Source organism: Rhodospirillum rubrum ATCC 11170 (assembly GCF_000013085.1).
GTDB classification, from domain to species: Bacteria; Pseudomonadota; Alphaproteobacteria; order Rhodospirillales; family Rhodospirillaceae; genus Rhodospirillum; species Rhodospirillum rubrum.
On record NC_007643.1, the window covers coordinates 3318009 to 3334025 of the forward strand.

Annotated in this window: 10 protein-coding genes and 1 tRNA gene; 7 read left to right on the forward strand and 4 right to left on the reverse strand. The window is 65.3% G+C overall.

Translation table 11 applies throughout. The features are described from left to right. The first annotated feature begins 112 nt into the window (after positions 1–112). The gene (gene mprF, locus RRU_RS14855) at positions 113–2740 is read left to right on the forward strand and encodes a bifunctional lysylphosphatidylglycerol flippase/synthetase MprF (protein WP_011390630.1); all 2628 of its coding nucleotides are present in this window, start codon (positions 113–115) and stop codon (positions 2738–2740) included. Next, positions 2737–4107 carry a virulence factor family protein gene (locus tag RRU_RS14860; protein WP_011390631.1) on the forward strand — a complete coding sequence of 457 codons (1371 nt, stop codon included), beginning with the start codon at positions 2737–2739 and terminating at the stop codon, positions 4105–4107. Before mprF ends, RRU_RS14860 begins: the two co-directional genes overlap by 4 nt. 90 nt (positions 4108–4197) lie before the next feature. Here RRU_RS14860 and RRU_RS14865 read toward each other — a convergent pair. The 4 genes from RRU_RS14865 to RRU_RS14880 all read right to left on the reverse strand — a co-directional run bounded on the left by RRU_RS14865 (position 4198) and on the right by RRU_RS14880 (position 9165). Next, positions 4198–4273: transfer RNA gene (locus RRU_RS14865), tRNA-Ile, on the reverse strand. 60 nt (positions 4274–4333) lie between these two features. Continuing rightward, positions 4334–6424, reverse strand: a complete 2091-nt coding sequence (rpoD, locus tag RRU_RS14870; RefSeq protein ID WP_011390632.1) for an RNA polymerase sigma factor RpoD — start codon at positions 6422–6424, stop codon at positions 4334–4336. 225 nt (positions 6425–6649) lie between these two features. Beyond that, positions 6650–8512 carry a DNA primase gene (dnaG, locus tag RRU_RS14875; protein WP_011390633.1) on the reverse strand — a complete coding sequence of 621 codons (1863 nt, stop codon included), beginning with the start codon at positions 8510–8512 and terminating at the stop codon, positions 6650–6652. Positions 8513–8706: 194 nt separating this feature from the next. Beyond that, positions 8707–9165: a GatB/YqeY domain-containing protein gene (locus RRU_RS14880; protein WP_011390634.1), complete on the reverse strand. Its 459-nt coding sequence runs from the start codon at positions 9163–9165 to the stop codon at positions 8707–8709. 320 nt (positions 9166–9485) lie between these two features. On the opposite strand from RRU_RS14880, the gene carA reads away from it, so the two are divergent. The 5 genes from carA (at position 9486) to RRU_RS14905 (ending at position 15980) form a co-directional block, all read left to right on the forward strand. Continuing rightward, the gene (gene carA / locus RRU_RS14885; protein WP_011390635.1) at positions 9486–10655 is read left to right on the forward strand and encodes a glutamine-hydrolyzing carbamoyl-phosphate synthase small subunit; all 1170 of its coding nucleotides are present in this window, start codon (positions 9486–9488) and stop codon (positions 10653–10655) included. 84 nt (positions 10656–10739) lie between these two features. Then, complete coding sequence (gene carB, locus RRU_RS14890; RefSeq protein WP_011390636.1) at positions 10740–13988, forward strand: carbamoyl-phosphate synthase large subunit; 3249 nt, start codon at positions 10740–10742, stop codon at positions 13986–13988. A gap of 85 nt (positions 13989–14073) precedes the next feature. Beyond that, positions 14074–14547 (forward strand): transcription elongation factor GreA, encoded by a 474-nt coding sequence (greA, locus tag RRU_RS14895; protein ID WP_011390637.1) that lies wholly within the window; start codon positions 14074–14076, stop codon positions 14545–14547. Between the two features lie 168 nt (positions 14548–14715). Further along, positions 14716–15459, forward strand: coding sequence for a hypothetical protein (locus tag RRU_RS14900; protein WP_164922586.1), 744 nt, complete (start codon positions 14716–14718; stop codon positions 15457–15459). Then, a complete protein-coding gene (locus tag RRU_RS14905) occupies positions 15459–15980 on the forward strand; it encodes a hypothetical protein (RefSeq protein WP_011390639.1) in 522 nt (173 codons plus the stop codon). Before RRU_RS14900 ends, RRU_RS14905 begins: the two co-directional genes overlap by 1 nt. The last annotated feature ends 37 nt before the right edge of the window (positions 15981–16017 follow it).

Here is a 16017-nt window from a genome sequence, read left to right on the forward strand (position 1 = left end):
CTGGCCGACCTTGAATCCGCCATGATTGCTCACGAGTTTCTGTGCAACCGACCCCGGGGGCGGAAGCGAACCCGGTTGGCGAAGACCGTCGCGATTAAGGCGCATAGCACCCATGGATGGCGTTAATCTTCCCGCCCAGCCTGCCGAAGGCAAGGCCGAGACCCCTCCCCATTGGACATCGGGCATCGTCGCCGTTTTGGCGGCGCGGCGCCATGCCCTGGCCTCGGCGGCCGGCGTGGTGGTGCTGGCCGTGTTGTCCTTCGCCATCTACCACATGGCGCGCGAGGTGGATTTCCAGGATGTTCTGGCCGCCCTGCGCGGCACGCCCTGGCATGCCGTGGGATGGGCCGTTCTGCTGACGGCGGTCAGTTTTTTGTCGCTAAGCGTCTATGACGTCGAAGCCCTGGCCCATATCGGCCATAAGGTGCCCTATCCGGTGGTCGCCCTGACCTCGTTTTGTTCCTATGCGGTGGGCAATACCGCCGGCTTTGGTCCCTTGACCGGCGGGGCCATCCGCTTCCGCTTCTACGCGCCGATGGGGCTGGAGCCCGAATGCGTCGGCAAGGTGGTGGTTTTCGTCACCGCCGCCTTCGGTCTGGGGCTGACCGCCGTTACCGCCCTCAGCTTGCTGGTCGCCGCCGACGACGTGGCCGGGGTGCTGTCGCTGCCACCCCTGGCGCTGCAGGGTGGGGCCGTTCTGGCGATCGGCGGCCTGCTGGCCCTGGTCGTCCGCGCTTCGCGCCCGGAAAGCAAGGTGGCGCTGGGCCGCGTCGCCCTGCGCCTGCCGCGACCGCGCATCATGCTTGGCCAATTCGCCGCCACGGCCGTGGATATCGTCGCCTGCGCCGGTATCCTTTGGGTGTTGCTGCCCGAGATCGGCCTGGGCTTCCCCGCCTTCGTCACCCTTTACGCCGTGGCCATCGGCCTGGGCGTACTCAGCCATGTTCCGGCCGGTCTGGGGGTTTTCGAAACCATCATGATCGCCACCCTCGGCCGCCTCGCGCCGATGGACCAGATCCTGGGCGCCCTGGTGCTCTACCGGGTGATCTATCATATCTTGCCGCTGCTGCTCGCCACCGTGCTGGTCAGCATCGTCGAGACCCGCCGGGCGATGGCCGGCCCCGCCGCCTCGAAGGTGGTGCGCTCGGCCAGCCAGATGGCGCCGCCGGTGATTTCGGCGATGACGCTGGTTCTGGGCGCCATGCTGATCTTCTCGGGCGTCACCCCGGCCCTGCCGGGCGATCTCGATATCCTTGACGCCTGGATCGCGCTGCCGATCGTTGAAAGCGCCCATTTCCTGGCCAGCGTTCTTGGGCTGGCCCTGGTGATCGTCGCCCGGGGTCTGGCCTTCCGCTTGGACGGCGCGTGGTGGGCGGCGATCGCCGCCGCCGCCCTCGCCGTGGTGCTGTCGGTGCTCAAGGCGGTGGCCCTGGGCGAGGCGATCGTGCTGTCGGTTCTGGTGCTGGCCCTGCTGGCGACCCGGGCCGAATTCTCGCGACCGGCCTCCCTGCTCCACCAAACCCTGACCCCGCCCTGGCTGGCGGCCATCGCCACCATCGTCATCTCGGCCTTCGTGCTGTTGTTCCTCACCTATCAGGGGGTGGACTACACCGATGACCTGTGGTGGCAGTTCGAGATTTCCAACGAGGCGCCGCGTTCGTTGCGCGCCCTGCTCGCCGTCAGCCTGGGGGCCGGATCCTTCGCCATCTGGAACCTGCTGCGCCCGGCGCCCGGCCGCACCCATCTGCCCTCCCCCCAGGAGATCGACCGCGCCCTGGCCATCCTTGAAACCCAGCCGATGGCGGCGGCCAATCTGCTGCGCATGGGCGACAAAAGCCTGATGTTCTCCGAAGACGGCAAGGCCTTCATCATGTATGGCCGGCAAGGCCGCTCGTGGGTGGCGCTGTTTGATCCCGTGGGCGCGCGCGACTCCTGGCCCGAACTGGTCTGGCGTTTCGTGGAGACCGCCCGCGCCTCGGGCGGGCGGGCGGCCTTTTATCAGGTGGTCCCGGAAAATCTGGCGCTTTACGCCGATGCCGGTCTTTCGGCCTTCAAGCTGGGCGAGGAGGCGCGCATTCCCTTGGCCGATTTCTCGCTCAGCGGCTCCAAGCGCTATGGCCTGCGCCAGACCGTCAGCCGCTGCAGCCGCGACGGGCTGGTCTTTTCCCTGTTAAGCCCCGATGAGATCGCCGCCGAGATGGACCGCCTGGAAGAGATCTCGGACGCTTGGCTGGCCAGCCATCGGGCCCGCGAGAAGCGCTTTTCGCTGGGCGCCTTCGATCGCTCCTATGTGCAAAGCCAAACGGTCGCCGTGCTGCGCCGGGCCGATCAGATCGTCGCCTTCGCCACCGTGATGACCACCGCCCTGACCGAGGAGGCCACCATCGATCTGATGCGCTTTGACGACGAGGCGCCGCGCTCGGCGATGGAATTCCTGTTCATCCGCCTGATGGAGCATTTCAAGGCGGCCGGCTATGACCGCCTCCACCTGGGCATGGCGCCGCTATCGGGGCTGTCGTCAAGCCCGGCGGCGCCCTTCTGGCACCGGGTGGGCCGGGCGGTCTTCGAGCACGGCGAACGCTTTTACAATTTCCAGGGATTGCGCGCCTTCAAGGCGAAATTCCAGCCCGAATGGCAACCGCGCTACCTGGCTGTCGCCGGCGGCCTCAACCCCGCTCTCGCCCTCGCCGACATCGCCACACTGATTGGCGGCGGCCTGAAAGGAGTGGTCGGAAAATGATCCGACTGCGTATCATCGTTCCCCTCGTCGCCCTTACCCTCCTCGGCATTGGCTTTGCTGCCACCCATACCAAGCAATTCACCACCGGCAGTCTTCCCGACCCGAAGATCGAGATGCCCAAGGGCCCGCAAAACGCCCTGGTGGTGCTGATCTCCGATGCCCAGGGCTGGTCCGACGAGGACGACCGCCTCAGCGCCCGCCTCAAGGACAGCGGCTCGGTGGTGGTCGGCATCGACCTGCCGCGCTATCTGGCGATTCTGGAAAAAGACCCCGAGGACTGCGTCTATCTGGTCGGCGATATCGAGGAATTGAGCCAGGAGGTGCAGAAGGCGGCCGGGGGATCGGCCTATGTCCTGCCGGTGATCGCCGGCAGCGGCGAGGGCGCCGATCTGGCTTTGGCAATGGCCGCCCAGACCCCCGATGCGACCATCGGCCATACCCTGGCCGTCGATCCCACCGGCGGCCTGCCGCTCAAGAAGATCCTGTGCACCGACGCACCGCACCGCACGACGACGGCCGGCATCGCCTATGGCCTGCAAACCGGCCCGGTGCCCAATCCGATCGATACGCTGTTCACCCCGGCCGCCCCGGCGCCGGGGCGCGACCATGTCGCCAGCTTGCGCGAAACCTGGGGAGCGATCACGGCGACCGAAACCACCCAGCCCGCCAAGGCCGCGCTTGAAACCGCCCTGATGGCCCTGCTCACCGACCCATCGGCCAAAACCAAGGACGCCTGGGCCACCGAACTGCCAACCACGGCCACCCGCGATACCCTGGCGATCGTCTATTCCGGGGATGGCGGCTGGCGTGATCTTGACAAGGAAATCGCCGACGAATTCCAAAAGCGCGGCGTGCCCACCCTGGGGGTCGACTCCTTGCGCGCCTTCTGGAGCCGGAAAACCCCCGAGGAAACCGCCAAGACCCTGTCGCGGCTGATCAATACCTATACCCGGCGCTGGCAGGTGAACAAGGTGCTGCTGGTCGGTTATTCCTTCGGCGCCGACATCCTGCCCGCCACCCTGGCCGCCCTGCCCGAGGCCGACCGCGCCCGCATCACCCAGATTTCCCTGCTCGGCTTTTCCACCGAGGCCAATTTCGAAATCTCGGTGACCGGCTGGTTCGGCGCCAAGCACGGCGAAAGCCAGCCCACCTTGCCCGACCTCGCCAAACTCGACCCGGCGCAAATCCAGTGCTTCTACGGCCTGGAAGAAGACGACAGCGCCTGCCCCAAGCTCAAGGACAGCGGCATCGAAATCCTGTCGACCACCGGCGGCCACCACTTCGACGGCGACTACAAGGCCCTGGCCACCCGCATCCTCGCCGGCCTCGACCGCCGCGCGGCCCTGGCCGAGGCGGAGGGGAAATAGGGGGAAGGTCGGAGATTTCATGGTTAGGAAACAGCCTCCAACCCCATGAAAAAAGCCAGCCCAAACCGGCTGGCTTTTTTCATGGGGAAGTGGTGGGCCCGGCAGGACTCGAACCTGCAACCAGACGGTTATGAGCCGCCGGCTCTAACCATTGAGCTACAGGCCCACCAGAGCGCCGCGCCAAGCGGGCTTGGGCGGCGGCTGTCGGCAGTTTAGCGATCGTTGATCAGTTGTCGAGGAAAGAGCGCAGCTTGCGCGAGCGCGAGGGATGCTTGAGCTTGCGCAGGGCCTTGGCTTCGATCTGGCGGATACGCTCGCGGGTCACGCTGAACTGCTGGCCCACCTCTTCCAGGGTGTGGTCGGTGTTCATGCCGATGCCAAAGCGCATGCGCAGCACGCGCTCCTCGCGTGGTGTCAGGCTGGCCAGCACCCGGGTGCAGGTTTCGCGCAGGTTCGAGTTGATCGCCGCGTCCAAAGGCTGAACGGCGTTCTTGTCCTCGATGAAATCGCCCAGGTGGCTGTCTTCCTCGTCGCCGATCGGCGTTTCCAGGCTGATCGGCTCCTTGGCGATCTTCAGAACCTTGCGCACTTTCTCCAAGGGCATCTGAAGCTTTTCGGCCAGTTCCTCGGGGGTCGGCTCGCGGCCGATCTCGTGGAGCATCTGGCGCGAGGTGCGGACCAGCTTGTTGATCGTCTCGATCATATGCACCGGAATGCGGATGGTGCGGGCCTGATCGGCGATCGAGCGGGTGATCGCCTGTCTGATCCACCACGTGGCATAGGTCGAGAACTTGTAGCCCCGGCGGTATTCGAACTTATCAACCGCCTTCATCAGGCCGATGTTGCCTTCCTGAATCAGGTCGAGGAACTGCAGACCGCGGTTGGTGTATTTCTTGGCGATCGAGATGACGAGGCGCAGGTTGGCTTCGATCATCTCCTTCTTGGCCCGGCTGGCCTCGCGCTCGCCCTTCTGCACCGTCGACACGATGCGGCGGAACTCGGGGATGGGCAGCAAGGAGCGCTCGGCGATCTCGGCGATCGAGCCCCGGATATCCTTGATCTCATCGGCGAAGCGCGTGGTGAAATCGCGCCAGCCCTTGCCCGGCAGCGCGGCGACATCCTCGCGCCAGCTCGGGTCCATCTCGCGGCCGAAGTAGTGATCAAGGAATTCATCGCGGCGGATCTTGGCCCGTTCGGCCAGACGCAGCAGCTTGCCTTCCTGGGTGATCAGGCCCTTGTTCAGCGCGTTGAGCTGCTCGACCAGCTGCTCGATGCGGGCGTTGTTCAGATGGACATCCTCCATCAGCCCGACCAGCTCCAGCTTCAGCTTGTCGTATTTGCGCTCCAGCGCCGCGCCCGGCTCCTCGCCCTTTTGCAAGGCGGCGATGCGCTGATCCTGGGCCTTCTTCAGCTTGCCATAGGTGGTGGCGATATGCTCGAAGGTTTCCAGAACCCGGGGCATCAGCTCCTGTTCCATGGCGGCGAGGGACACGTTGTTCTCGCTGCCGTCGCCCTCGTCCTCGCCGCTCGGCGCGGCCTCCTCGTCGCCCGCCCCATCGGCGGGCTTGGCGTCGTCGCCCTCGTCCTCATCTTCGGAGTCGTCATCGCGCCCGGGCGTCACGGCCTCTTCGGCCTCGTCGGCCTCTTTGGGAAGGGCGCGGGCCGGAGACAGGGCCAACGGCGACAGCGGCACCACCGAGTCTTCCAGGCCTTCGGCCACCACGTCGGGACCGGCGCCCGAGCCATAGGTGGCGTCGAGATCGATGATGTCGCGCAGCAGCATGCGGCCATCGACCAGGGCGTCGTGCCATTGCAGCAGGGCGCGGATGGTCAGCGGGCTTTCGCAGATGCCGCCGATCATCATCTCGCGGCCGGCTTCGATCCGCTTGGCGATGGCGATTTCGCCCTCGCGCGACAGCAGTTCGACCGAGCCCATCTCGCGCAGATACATGCGCACCGGATCGTCGGTCCGGCCGATATCGTCTTCACTGACATTGCCGGTCGCGGCGACTTCGCGGCCGGGTTCCTCCTCGCCGGCCTCGGCCGGGGGGGCGGCGCTGGCCTCGCCCTCTTCCTCGTCCTCGACGACGTTGATTCCCATATCGGAAAGCATGGCCATGGTGTCCTCGATCTGCTCGGAGGACACATCGTCTGGGGGCAGAGCGTTATTGAGTTCGTCGTAGGTGATGTAACCCCGGTCTTTGCCCCGGTTGACCAATTTCTTGACGGCGGCGTTCATCGAATCAAGCAAGGGGCTATCGCCGCCCTCTTCCTGGGTGTTCACCGCTTCCGCCGTGTTGGTCGCCTTGGTCGCCATACGGTTTTCCATCCTTGCCCGATATCCGGCCCCCCGTGTCCCCTTGAAATCTTGGGATCATCCGTGACCGCCTGCCCTCGTCCCATCGCGCCCGGGGGTCCCGAACGCTCGAGCCGTTCCCAAAAAAATCCACGGACCCTCAAGTCCGCGACCTCCAAGGGAAAACTCACGTGTCCCGGCGCCGGACCGTCCGTCCGATCAGCCGGGATCTGATCCCCTGGAGGCTCATCCCTCGGGGACCGGGCCATCGAGCACCGGCTCGTCGGCCCATTTGTCCTGCTGCTTGAAGGCCAGGAAATGCTCAAGGGCCTCTTGAGTCATGTGTTCTCCCAACCGCTCATTGGCCCTTTGACAGTCGGCCTGCAACGCTCCGCGTTGATGGAGATCATATGTATGGTCCCATCCGGCCTTGACCAAGCCCGGATCTGCGCCCGGGCGTGCGAATTTCCCATGGATCAACAGTTCCGGCCGCGTCAGGGCGGCCACGTCGGCCGCGTATCCCCTGGCGCTCAACTGGCTCCAAAGACCATTCATGTCAAGGCTTTTCCCACCCCCGAGGATCATTACGACGTCCTGTCGCAAGGAGTCAAGCGCCCCCTCCCCCAGAATCATCGCCCCCAGGCGCTCGCCGACATGATCGAAAACCTCGGGATGATTCAAGACCGCCGCCAGCAGCAGGCGTTCGCGCAACCGCGCCGGATCGGCCGGGGCGGCGACCGGCAGACCGGGCGCCGGCGGGCGGTCGCCCGGGCGCCAGCGCCCACCGTCCTTGCGCTCCTTTCGGGGGTCCTTGCGCGCCCGCTCGGCCCGTGAGCGCGCGGAGTCGCCCCGCAATACCGTCCAGAAGCGGTCGCGCAGCGCCTGACGGTAATGGCCCTGCAGCGACCGGTCGGCGATTTTGGCGACGAAGGCGTCGATGGCGGCCTCCAGGGCGGCGCGCTGCTCGGGGGTGGTCAGGGCCTGCCCCTCGCTCAACTCGCGCCAAGCCATTTCCGAAAACGGCACGGCCACATCAAGCACCTGACGCAGGGCGACGGGGCCGCCTTCGCGCAACAGATCGTCGGGATCGCGTCCACCGGGCAACAGGGCGAAGCGCAACGAGCGCCCGGGGCCGATCAACGGCAGGGCCCGTTCCATCGCCCGCGCCGCCGCCCGCCGCCCGGCGCCGTCGCCATCGAAGCACAGCACCGGTTCGGGGATGGTGCGCCACAGCGCCTCCATCTGGGCCTCGGTCAGCGCCGTGCCCAGGGGGGCCACCGCCCAACCCAGCCCGGCGCGGGCCAGGGCGATGACGTCCATATAGCCTTCGGCGACGATGATGGCGCCGCTCTGGCGCGCCGCCTCGCGCGCCGGCCCCAGATTGTAAAGGCTGTGGCCCTTGTGAAAGAGCGGGGTATCGGGCGAATTCAGGTATTTGGGCTGCCCCTCGCCGAGGATGCGGGCGCCGAAGGCCACCACCCGCCCGGCCGGATCGCCGATCGGGAACATCACCCGCCCACGGAAGTAATCGAAGGCGGGCCGGCCGTCGTCGGAGCGCAGGATCAGCCCAAGGTCGACCATCGCCTGCTCGTCCACGCCCTCGCGGGCCAGCGCCGCCTTCAGCGCCCCGCCCTGGGGCGAAAACCCCAGGCGGAACCGCGCCAGGGTGGCGTCATCCAGGCCGCGACCGCGCAAATACTCCATGGCGCCGCGTCCCTCGGGCAGGCGCAGGGCCTTCTGATAGAAGGCGCAGGCCATCTCCATGATCTCACGGTGGCTCGCGGCCTGACGCGAGCGATCGCGGTCCTCGGCGGTTTCGCGCGGCATCTCCAGCCCGGCCTCGGCCGACAGCCGTTCGACGGCCTCGCGAAAGGCGATGTTGGCGGCGCGCATCTCGAATCCGATAACGTCGCCATGGGCGCCACAGCCAAAGCAGTGGAAGAACCCCTTCTCGTCATTGACGGTGAACGAGGGCGATTTTTCGTTATGGAAGGGACAGAGCCCAAGGAATTCGCGGCCCTTGCGGGCAAGCTTCACGCGCCGGCCGACCACCGAGGACAGGGTCAGCCGGGCGCGCAATTCATCGAGAAAGGCATTTGGCAAGGCCATGAAACGCCCTTTCCTCGCCCCAAGATCCGCGGCGCAACCGCTTCCTCGCCCCAAGATCCGCGGCGCAACCGCTTTCGAGGGTCTGGGAGCGGCGCAAATCCCCGTCGCCCCCTGGAATGAAGGGCCCGGGGATTTGCTCTAGGAGGAAAGCAAATCGTCGCCGCCCCCGGAATGAAGGGGCTTGGGGATTTGCTCTAGTTGGTCAGCTTCGCCTTGGCCAGGGCCCCGGCGCGGGCGAAGTCCATCTGGCCGCCGAAGCGCTCCTTCAGCGCCGCCATCACCCGGCCCATGTCCTTGATGCCCTGGGCGCCCAGGGCGGTGATCGTCGCCTCGACGGCGGCGGCCATGGCGGCCTCGTCCATCTGGGCGGGCAGGAAGCGCTCGATGACCTCGATTTCCTCCTGCTCCTGCTGGGCAAGCTCGAGACGGCCGCCCTGCTCATACATGGAGATGCTTTCGCGGCGCTGCTTGATCATCGACTGCAGCATCTGGAGAACCTCCTCATCGGCAATGCCCTCCATGTTGCCCTTGCCGCGCGCGCAGATGTCCCGGTCCTTGAGGGCGGCCAGGATCAAGCGGACGGTGGACAGCGCGCGCTGATCCTTCGCACGCATCGCAGCCTTCATGGCGTCGTTCAATTGGGCACGCAACATCGCGTGGGACTCCAGATGGTTTACAGGGGAAAGGCGGGACCTTACTCCAAAGCGTTCCTGAACGCAAAGCCCCGCTGCCATTCGATAATCCGTTGAATATCATAACTTTTCGTTTTTCCAGGGTGCTTGACTTCCCCCTTGGCATCCCTTAAGTACCCCTCGGCCCGCACGCCGGTCGCGGCGGGCGGCTTCGTGCCGCCCGCACTTTCAAGACCCGGGCCCTAACCCTGACCGCCTTCCCCCGATCGCCCGAGCCTCCGCTCGCGCGGTGCTTCCGGAGAGGGCGGATCGCGCCCTTTAGGATCCGGGGAACCATCGCCATGTCCACGCCCTCGCACACTCCCAAGCCCCCCGGGGCCACGGCCGTTCTGGCGCTTGCCGATGGCACGCTCTTCTGGGGCCGAGGCGTGGGCGCCTTGGGCGAAGTGGTCGGCGAGGTCTGCTTCAACACGGCGATGACCGGCTATCAGGAAGTGATGACCGATCCGTCCTATGCCGGGCAGATCGTCACCTTCTGCTTTCCCCATATCGGCAATGTCGGCACCAACGCCGAGGATATCGAAAGCACCGTCCCCGCCGCCCGCGGTTGCGTGCTGCGCGCCGACATCACCGAACCGGCCAATTGGCGGGCCACCGGCGCCTTGAACGGCTGGCTGGCGGCGCGCGGCCTTGTCGGCATCAGCGGCGTCGATACCCGCCAGCTGACCCGGCGCATCCGCGACCTTGGCGCCCCCAGCGGGGTGATCGCCCATGCCGCCGACGGCGTTTTCGACATCCCCGCCCTGGTGGCCAAGGCGCAAGGCTGGCCCGGGCTCGAGGGCATGGATCTCGCCGCCGAGGTCACCTGCACCCAGACCTACGCCTGGGACGAGACCCTGTGGTCGCTGGACGGCGGCTATGGACGGTTGAGCGATCCTCGCTTCCATGTGGTGGCCATCGACTACGGCGCCAAGCGCAATATCTTGCGCAATCTGGCCTCGCTGGGCTGCAAGGTCACCGTCGTGCCGGCCCAGACCACCCTTGACGAGGTGATGGCCCATCAGCCCGACGGCATCTTCCTGTCGAACGGCCCGGGCGACCCGGCGGCCACCGGAACCTATGCGGTGCCGGTGATCAAACAGCTGATCGAGACCGGCAAGCCGCTGTTTGGCATTTGCCTGGGCCATCAGATGCTGGCCCTGGCCCTGGGGGCGACGACCTATAAGATGGCCACCGGCCATCGCGGGGCCAACCACCCGGTGAAGGATCACACCACCGGCAAGGTCGAAATCACCTCGATGAACCATGGCTTTGCCGTGGATCGGGCCAGCCTGCCCGCCGGCGTCACCGAAACCCACACCAGTTTGTTTGACAATGTCCTTGAAGGGCTGGCCGTCGATGGCAAGCCGGTGTTTTCGGTGCAATACCACCCGGAAGCCTCGCCCGGCCCCGAGGACAGCCACTATCTGTTCAAGCGCTTCGTCGATCTGATGGACGCCCGCCGCGTCTGAACACGTCGTCCTTCGCGTCCTTCGTCAGCGCCGCCGCCGCCGGCACGCTCGCCTCCCCGTCTGGTCGCCTTCCCGAGGAACCCCATGCCCAAACGCACGGACATCAAAAGCATCCTGATCATCGGGGCCGGCCCCATCGTTATCGGCCAGGCCTGCGAATTCGATTATTCCGGCGCCCAGGCCTGCAAGGCCCTGCGCGCCGAGGGCTATCGGGTGATCCTGGTTAATTCGAATCCGGCGACGATCATGACCGACCCGGAAACCGCCGACGCCACCTATATCGAGCCGATCACCCCAGAAATCGTCGAAGCCATCATCGAGCGCGAGCGCCCCGACGCCCTGCTGCCGACCATGGGCGGCCAGACGGCGCTCAATACCGCCATGGCCCTGGCCGATCGCGGCGTTTTGACCAAATACGGCGTCGAGATGATCGCGGCCAATAAGGAGGTCATCGCCAAGGCCGAGGACCGCCTGCTATTCCGCGACGCCATGCGCAAGATCGGCCTGGATTGCCCGCGCAGCGCCCTGGTCCACAGCATCGAGGAAAGCCGTCAGGCGCTCGAGGAGATCGGCCTGCCGGTCATCATCCGCCCGTCGTTCACCCTGGGCGGCCAGGGCGGCGGCATGGCCTTCAACCGCGAGGAATACGACCGCATCGTCGCCAGCGGCCTCGCCGCCTCACCGGTGCGCCAGATCCTGGTCGAGGAAAGCGTCCTGGGTTGGAAGGAATACGAGATGGAGGTGGTCCGCGACCGCGCGGACAACTGCATCATCGTCTGCTCGATCGAGAATATCGATCCGATGGGCGTTCATACCGGCGATTCGATCACCGTGGCCCCGGCGCTGACCCTGACCGACAAGGAATATCAGGTGATGCGCAACGCCTCGATCGCCTGTCTGCGCGAAATCGGCGTGGAGACCGGCGGCTCGAACGTGCAGTTCGCCGTCAACCCCAAGGACGGCCGGCTGGTGGTGATCGAGATGAACCCCCGGGTCTCGCGCTCCTCGGCGCTGGCCTCGAAAGCCACGGGCTTCCCCATCGCCAAGATCGCCGCCAAGCTGGCGGTGGGCTATACGCTGGATGAATTGTCCAACGACATCACCGGCGTCACCCCAGCCAGCTTCGAGCCGACCATCGATTACGTGGTCACCAAGCTGCCGCGCTTCACCTTCGAGAAGTTCCCCGATACCGAGGCCCTGCTGTCGTCGTCGATGAAGTCGGTGGGCGAGGCCATGGCCATCGGCCGCACCTTCAAGGAAAGCCTGCAAAAGGGCCTGCGCTCGCTGGAAATCGGCCTTGACGGCCTGGACGAGGTCGAGATCCCCGGATCGGCCGGTCAGGACGGCAAGGACGCCATCCGCGCCGCCCTGTCCAAGGCCCGCCCCGACCGCATCCTGATCATCGCCCAGGCCCTGCGCCAGGGCTTCACGGTCGAAGAAGTGCGGGCCATCTGCTACTACGACCCCTGGTTCCTCGAGCAGATCAAGGAGATCGTCGACGAGGAACGGCGGCTGCGCGAAAACGGCCTGCCGGGCGACGCCGTCTCCCTGCACCGGGTCAAGAAGATGGGCTTCTCCGACGCCCGCCTCGCCAAGCTGACCGGCAAGACGGTGACCGAGGTGTCCTTCCGCCGTCAGGTGCTCAACGTCCATCCGGTCTATAAGCGCATCGACACCTGCGCCGCCGAATTCGCCTCGCGCACGCCCTACATGTATTCGTGCTACGAGGGCGACGGCCTGACCCCGGCCGAATGCGAGGCCGAGGTCTCCGACCGCACCAAGATCATCATCCTGGGCGGTGGCCCCAACCGCATCGGCCAGGGCATCGAATTCGATTATTGCTGCGTCCACGCCGCTTACGCCCTGTCGGACGCCGGCTTCGAGACCATCATGGTCAACTGCAATCCGGAAACCGTGTCGACCGATTACGATACCTCGGACCGGCTGTATTTCGAGCCGCTGACCATCGAAGACGTGGTCGAGCTGGCGCGCAAGGAACAGGCGCGCGGCACGCTGCTCGGCTGCATCGTCCAGTACGGCGGCCAGACGCCGCTCAAGCTCGCCCGCGGCCTGGAAGCCGCCGGCATTCCCGTGCTCGGCACCTCGCCCGACGCCATCGATCTGGCCGAGGACCGCGACCGCTTCCAGAAGCTGATCGCCAAGCTCGCCCTGCGCCAGCCGCGCAACGGCACGGCGCTGTCGGTCGAACAGGCCCGCGCCATCGCCACCCGCGTCGGCTATCCGGTGGTGATCCGCCCGTCCTATGTTCTGGGCGGCCGGGCCATGCAGATCGTCCACGACGAGGCCCAACTCAACGACTACATGGTCAACGCCGTGAAGGTGTCGGGCGATGATCCGGTGCTGATCGACAATTATCTGTCAGGCGCCATCGAGGTCGATGTCGACGCCATCGCCGATGGCGAGACCACCCATATCGCCGGCATCATGCAGCACATCGAGGAAGCGGGCATCCATTCGGGCGACTCGGCCTGTTCGCTGCCGCCCTACTCCCTTGATGAAGCCACCATCGCCGAACTGACCAAGCAGACCGAGGCCCTGGCCAAGGGCTTGAACGTGCGCGGCCTGATGAACATCCAGTTCGCCATCAAGGACGGCGATATCTACATCCTCGAGGTCAATCCGCGCGCCAGCCGCACCGTGCCCTTCGTCGCCAAGGCGACCGGCGTCGCCGTCGCCAAGATCGCCGCCCGGGTGATGGCCGGCGAAAGCCTCGCCTCCTTCGGGCTGGTGACCAAGCGCCTCGCCCATGTCGCGGTCAAAGAGGCGGTGTTCCCCTTCGCCCGCTTCCCCGGCGTCGATATCGTGCTTGGCCCCGAGATGAAATCGACCGGCGAGGTGATGGGCATCGACACCACCTTCGCCCGCGCCTTCGCCAAATCCCAGCTTGGCGCCGGCGTCACCCTGCCCGAGGGCGGGACGGCGTTCATCAGCGTGCGCGACGGCGACAAGGCCGCCATCATGCCAATCGCCCGCGAATTGACCGAACTGGGCTTCCGCCTGGTCGCCACGCGGGGCACCGCCGCCCTGCTGGCCGAGAACGGTCTCAGCGTCGAGGTGATCAACAAGGTCTTGGAAGGCCGGCCCCATTGCGTCGACGCCATGATCAGCGGCGATATCCATCTGGTGTTCAACACCACCGAGGGCATCCAGTCGCAAAAAGACAGCTTCGACATCCGCCACACGGCTCTGATGAGGAACATTCCCCATTACACCACCGTGGCGGGTGCGACGGCGGCGGTGAAGGCCATGACCGCCTTGCGGCAAGGTCATCTTGAAGTGGCTCCGTTACAGGAATACTTTAAAGTTTCCTGACCGCCGCAGGGGGGATTAGGCGAAGCGTCGCGTGGCGGGGTGCCGCGCGACGGCATGGACCATTGTATTTTAAGGATCCGTTCCCATGGAGAAGATTCCCATGACTCCCGACGGGCTTGCCCGCCTGGAGGCAGAATTGAAGTCTTTGAAGTCCGTGGACCGGCCAGCGGTGATCCGTGCGATCAGCGAAGCCCGTGACCACGGCGACCTTTCGGAGAATGCCGAATACCACGCCGCCCGTGAACGCCAGAGCTTCATCGAGGGCCGAATCAAGGAACTCGAGGATGTGACCTCGCGGGCCGAGGTGATCGACATCAGCAAGCTGAGCGGCGATACCGTGCGCTTCGGCGCGACCGTCAGCGTGCTTGATGAGGACAGCGAGGAACAGACCACCTATCAGATCGTCGGTGCCCACGAAGCCGACCTCAAGGCCGGGCGGATCAGCGTGGCCTCGCCGATCGGCAAGGCGCTGATCGGCAAAAAGGTCGGCGATTCCATCGAGGTCAAGGCCCCGGGTGGCTCGAAGTTCTATGAAGTGACGATGGTCCGCTTCGGCTGACCCTCTCCCTCCCCTCCCTTCCCGCTCTCACCCCCGCTTCCGGCGGGGGTTTTTCTTTGCCCGCAGGCGGGCGGCGGGATTATCGCAGGCGTCCTCGGAGAGGATAACCTGCGGTCTTGGTGGACGCGGGGTCTTCTCCCATATAGTCAGCAGGCGTAGGAGGCTGCCGTGGATGACCTGAGGTTCAAGATAGACGCCTTCCGACCGGACACGATCCCGATGGCGCGTTTGGCGGAGTACATGGCGGGGCTGGCCGCCCTTCTTGGCAACGAGAAGAGTGTGCATTTCCTTCGTCTTGACCCGGGCAGCATCGAAATAGTTCATCGCGTCGATTTAGAAGATCGGCCCAAAGTAGAAGATCGCTTGGCGTCTCTTCGCCTTGGGAACGCCCCCGCCGATGCGGTCAAAGCGCACCATCTTATTGACAATATGCTTGCCAACGATAATGCCACCGGTGTTCTGACCTCGGGTCAGGATCTTGTGGTTATCGCGTTTACCGGGGGAAAGCGGCCAAAATCCCTGGATTACGGAACGTTTTCCCAGCCCGGGAGCTTTGACGGCATCCCGATCAAAGTCGGCGGCCTTGGCGAATTGGTCCCTATCCATCTCCAGGAAATTGGCCCGGCGCTGTTCGTCCATAACTGCGTTGCCACCCGAGCGATTGCCCGCGATGTCGCGAAGTATTTGTTCCAGAGCCCGATCCGAGCCCATGGCGAAGGACGGTGGAAGCGCGAAGCGAATGACGGGTGGACGCTAAAGCGATTCGTTATCACTTCTTTTGAGCCTTTAGATGACGCGCCCCTTGAGTCGGTGGTGGCGCGCTTACGCGACATTGACGGGAACGGTTGGCGGGATGTCACTCGTCCCTTAAAGGTCTTACGTGACATCCGTGGTGAGGAGATCACGCCTTAATGGTGATCTTCGACGCCAATTTTCTGCTGCTTCTCCTTGATCCCGATGTGGACGTTCCAAAAGACCCGGCGACAGGGCGGCCGCTGACCCGCGCCAAGGACCGTGTCGAAGCCTTGATCGCAACGTTATCCAAACAGCGGGAGGCCATCGGTATCCCGACCCCGGTCATCGCCGAAATATTGGTTCATGCGGGGTCCGCCGGCCCCCGCTATCTCAGCGTTATCAACAATACCAGCCGCTTCCGGATCTTGCCTTTCGATCTCCGTAGCGCCGTCGAGCTTGCGGCAATGACAGCATCCGCCATCGCCGCCGGCGATAAACGATCCGGTAGCCTCGCGCCCTGGCAGAAGGTAAAGGTCGATCGGCAAATAGCCGCCATCGCGATCGTGGGCAATGCGTCCTCTATCTATACTGACGATGAGGGTGTCGTGACGCTCGCCAAGGCGGCAAAGATTCCGACGATCAGTAGTTGGGACCTGCCCCTGCCTCCCGAAGACACCCAGCGAACACTCGACATTTAGGAGCCCACCGGCTTCCCCACCGCCAATAGCCCCCCAC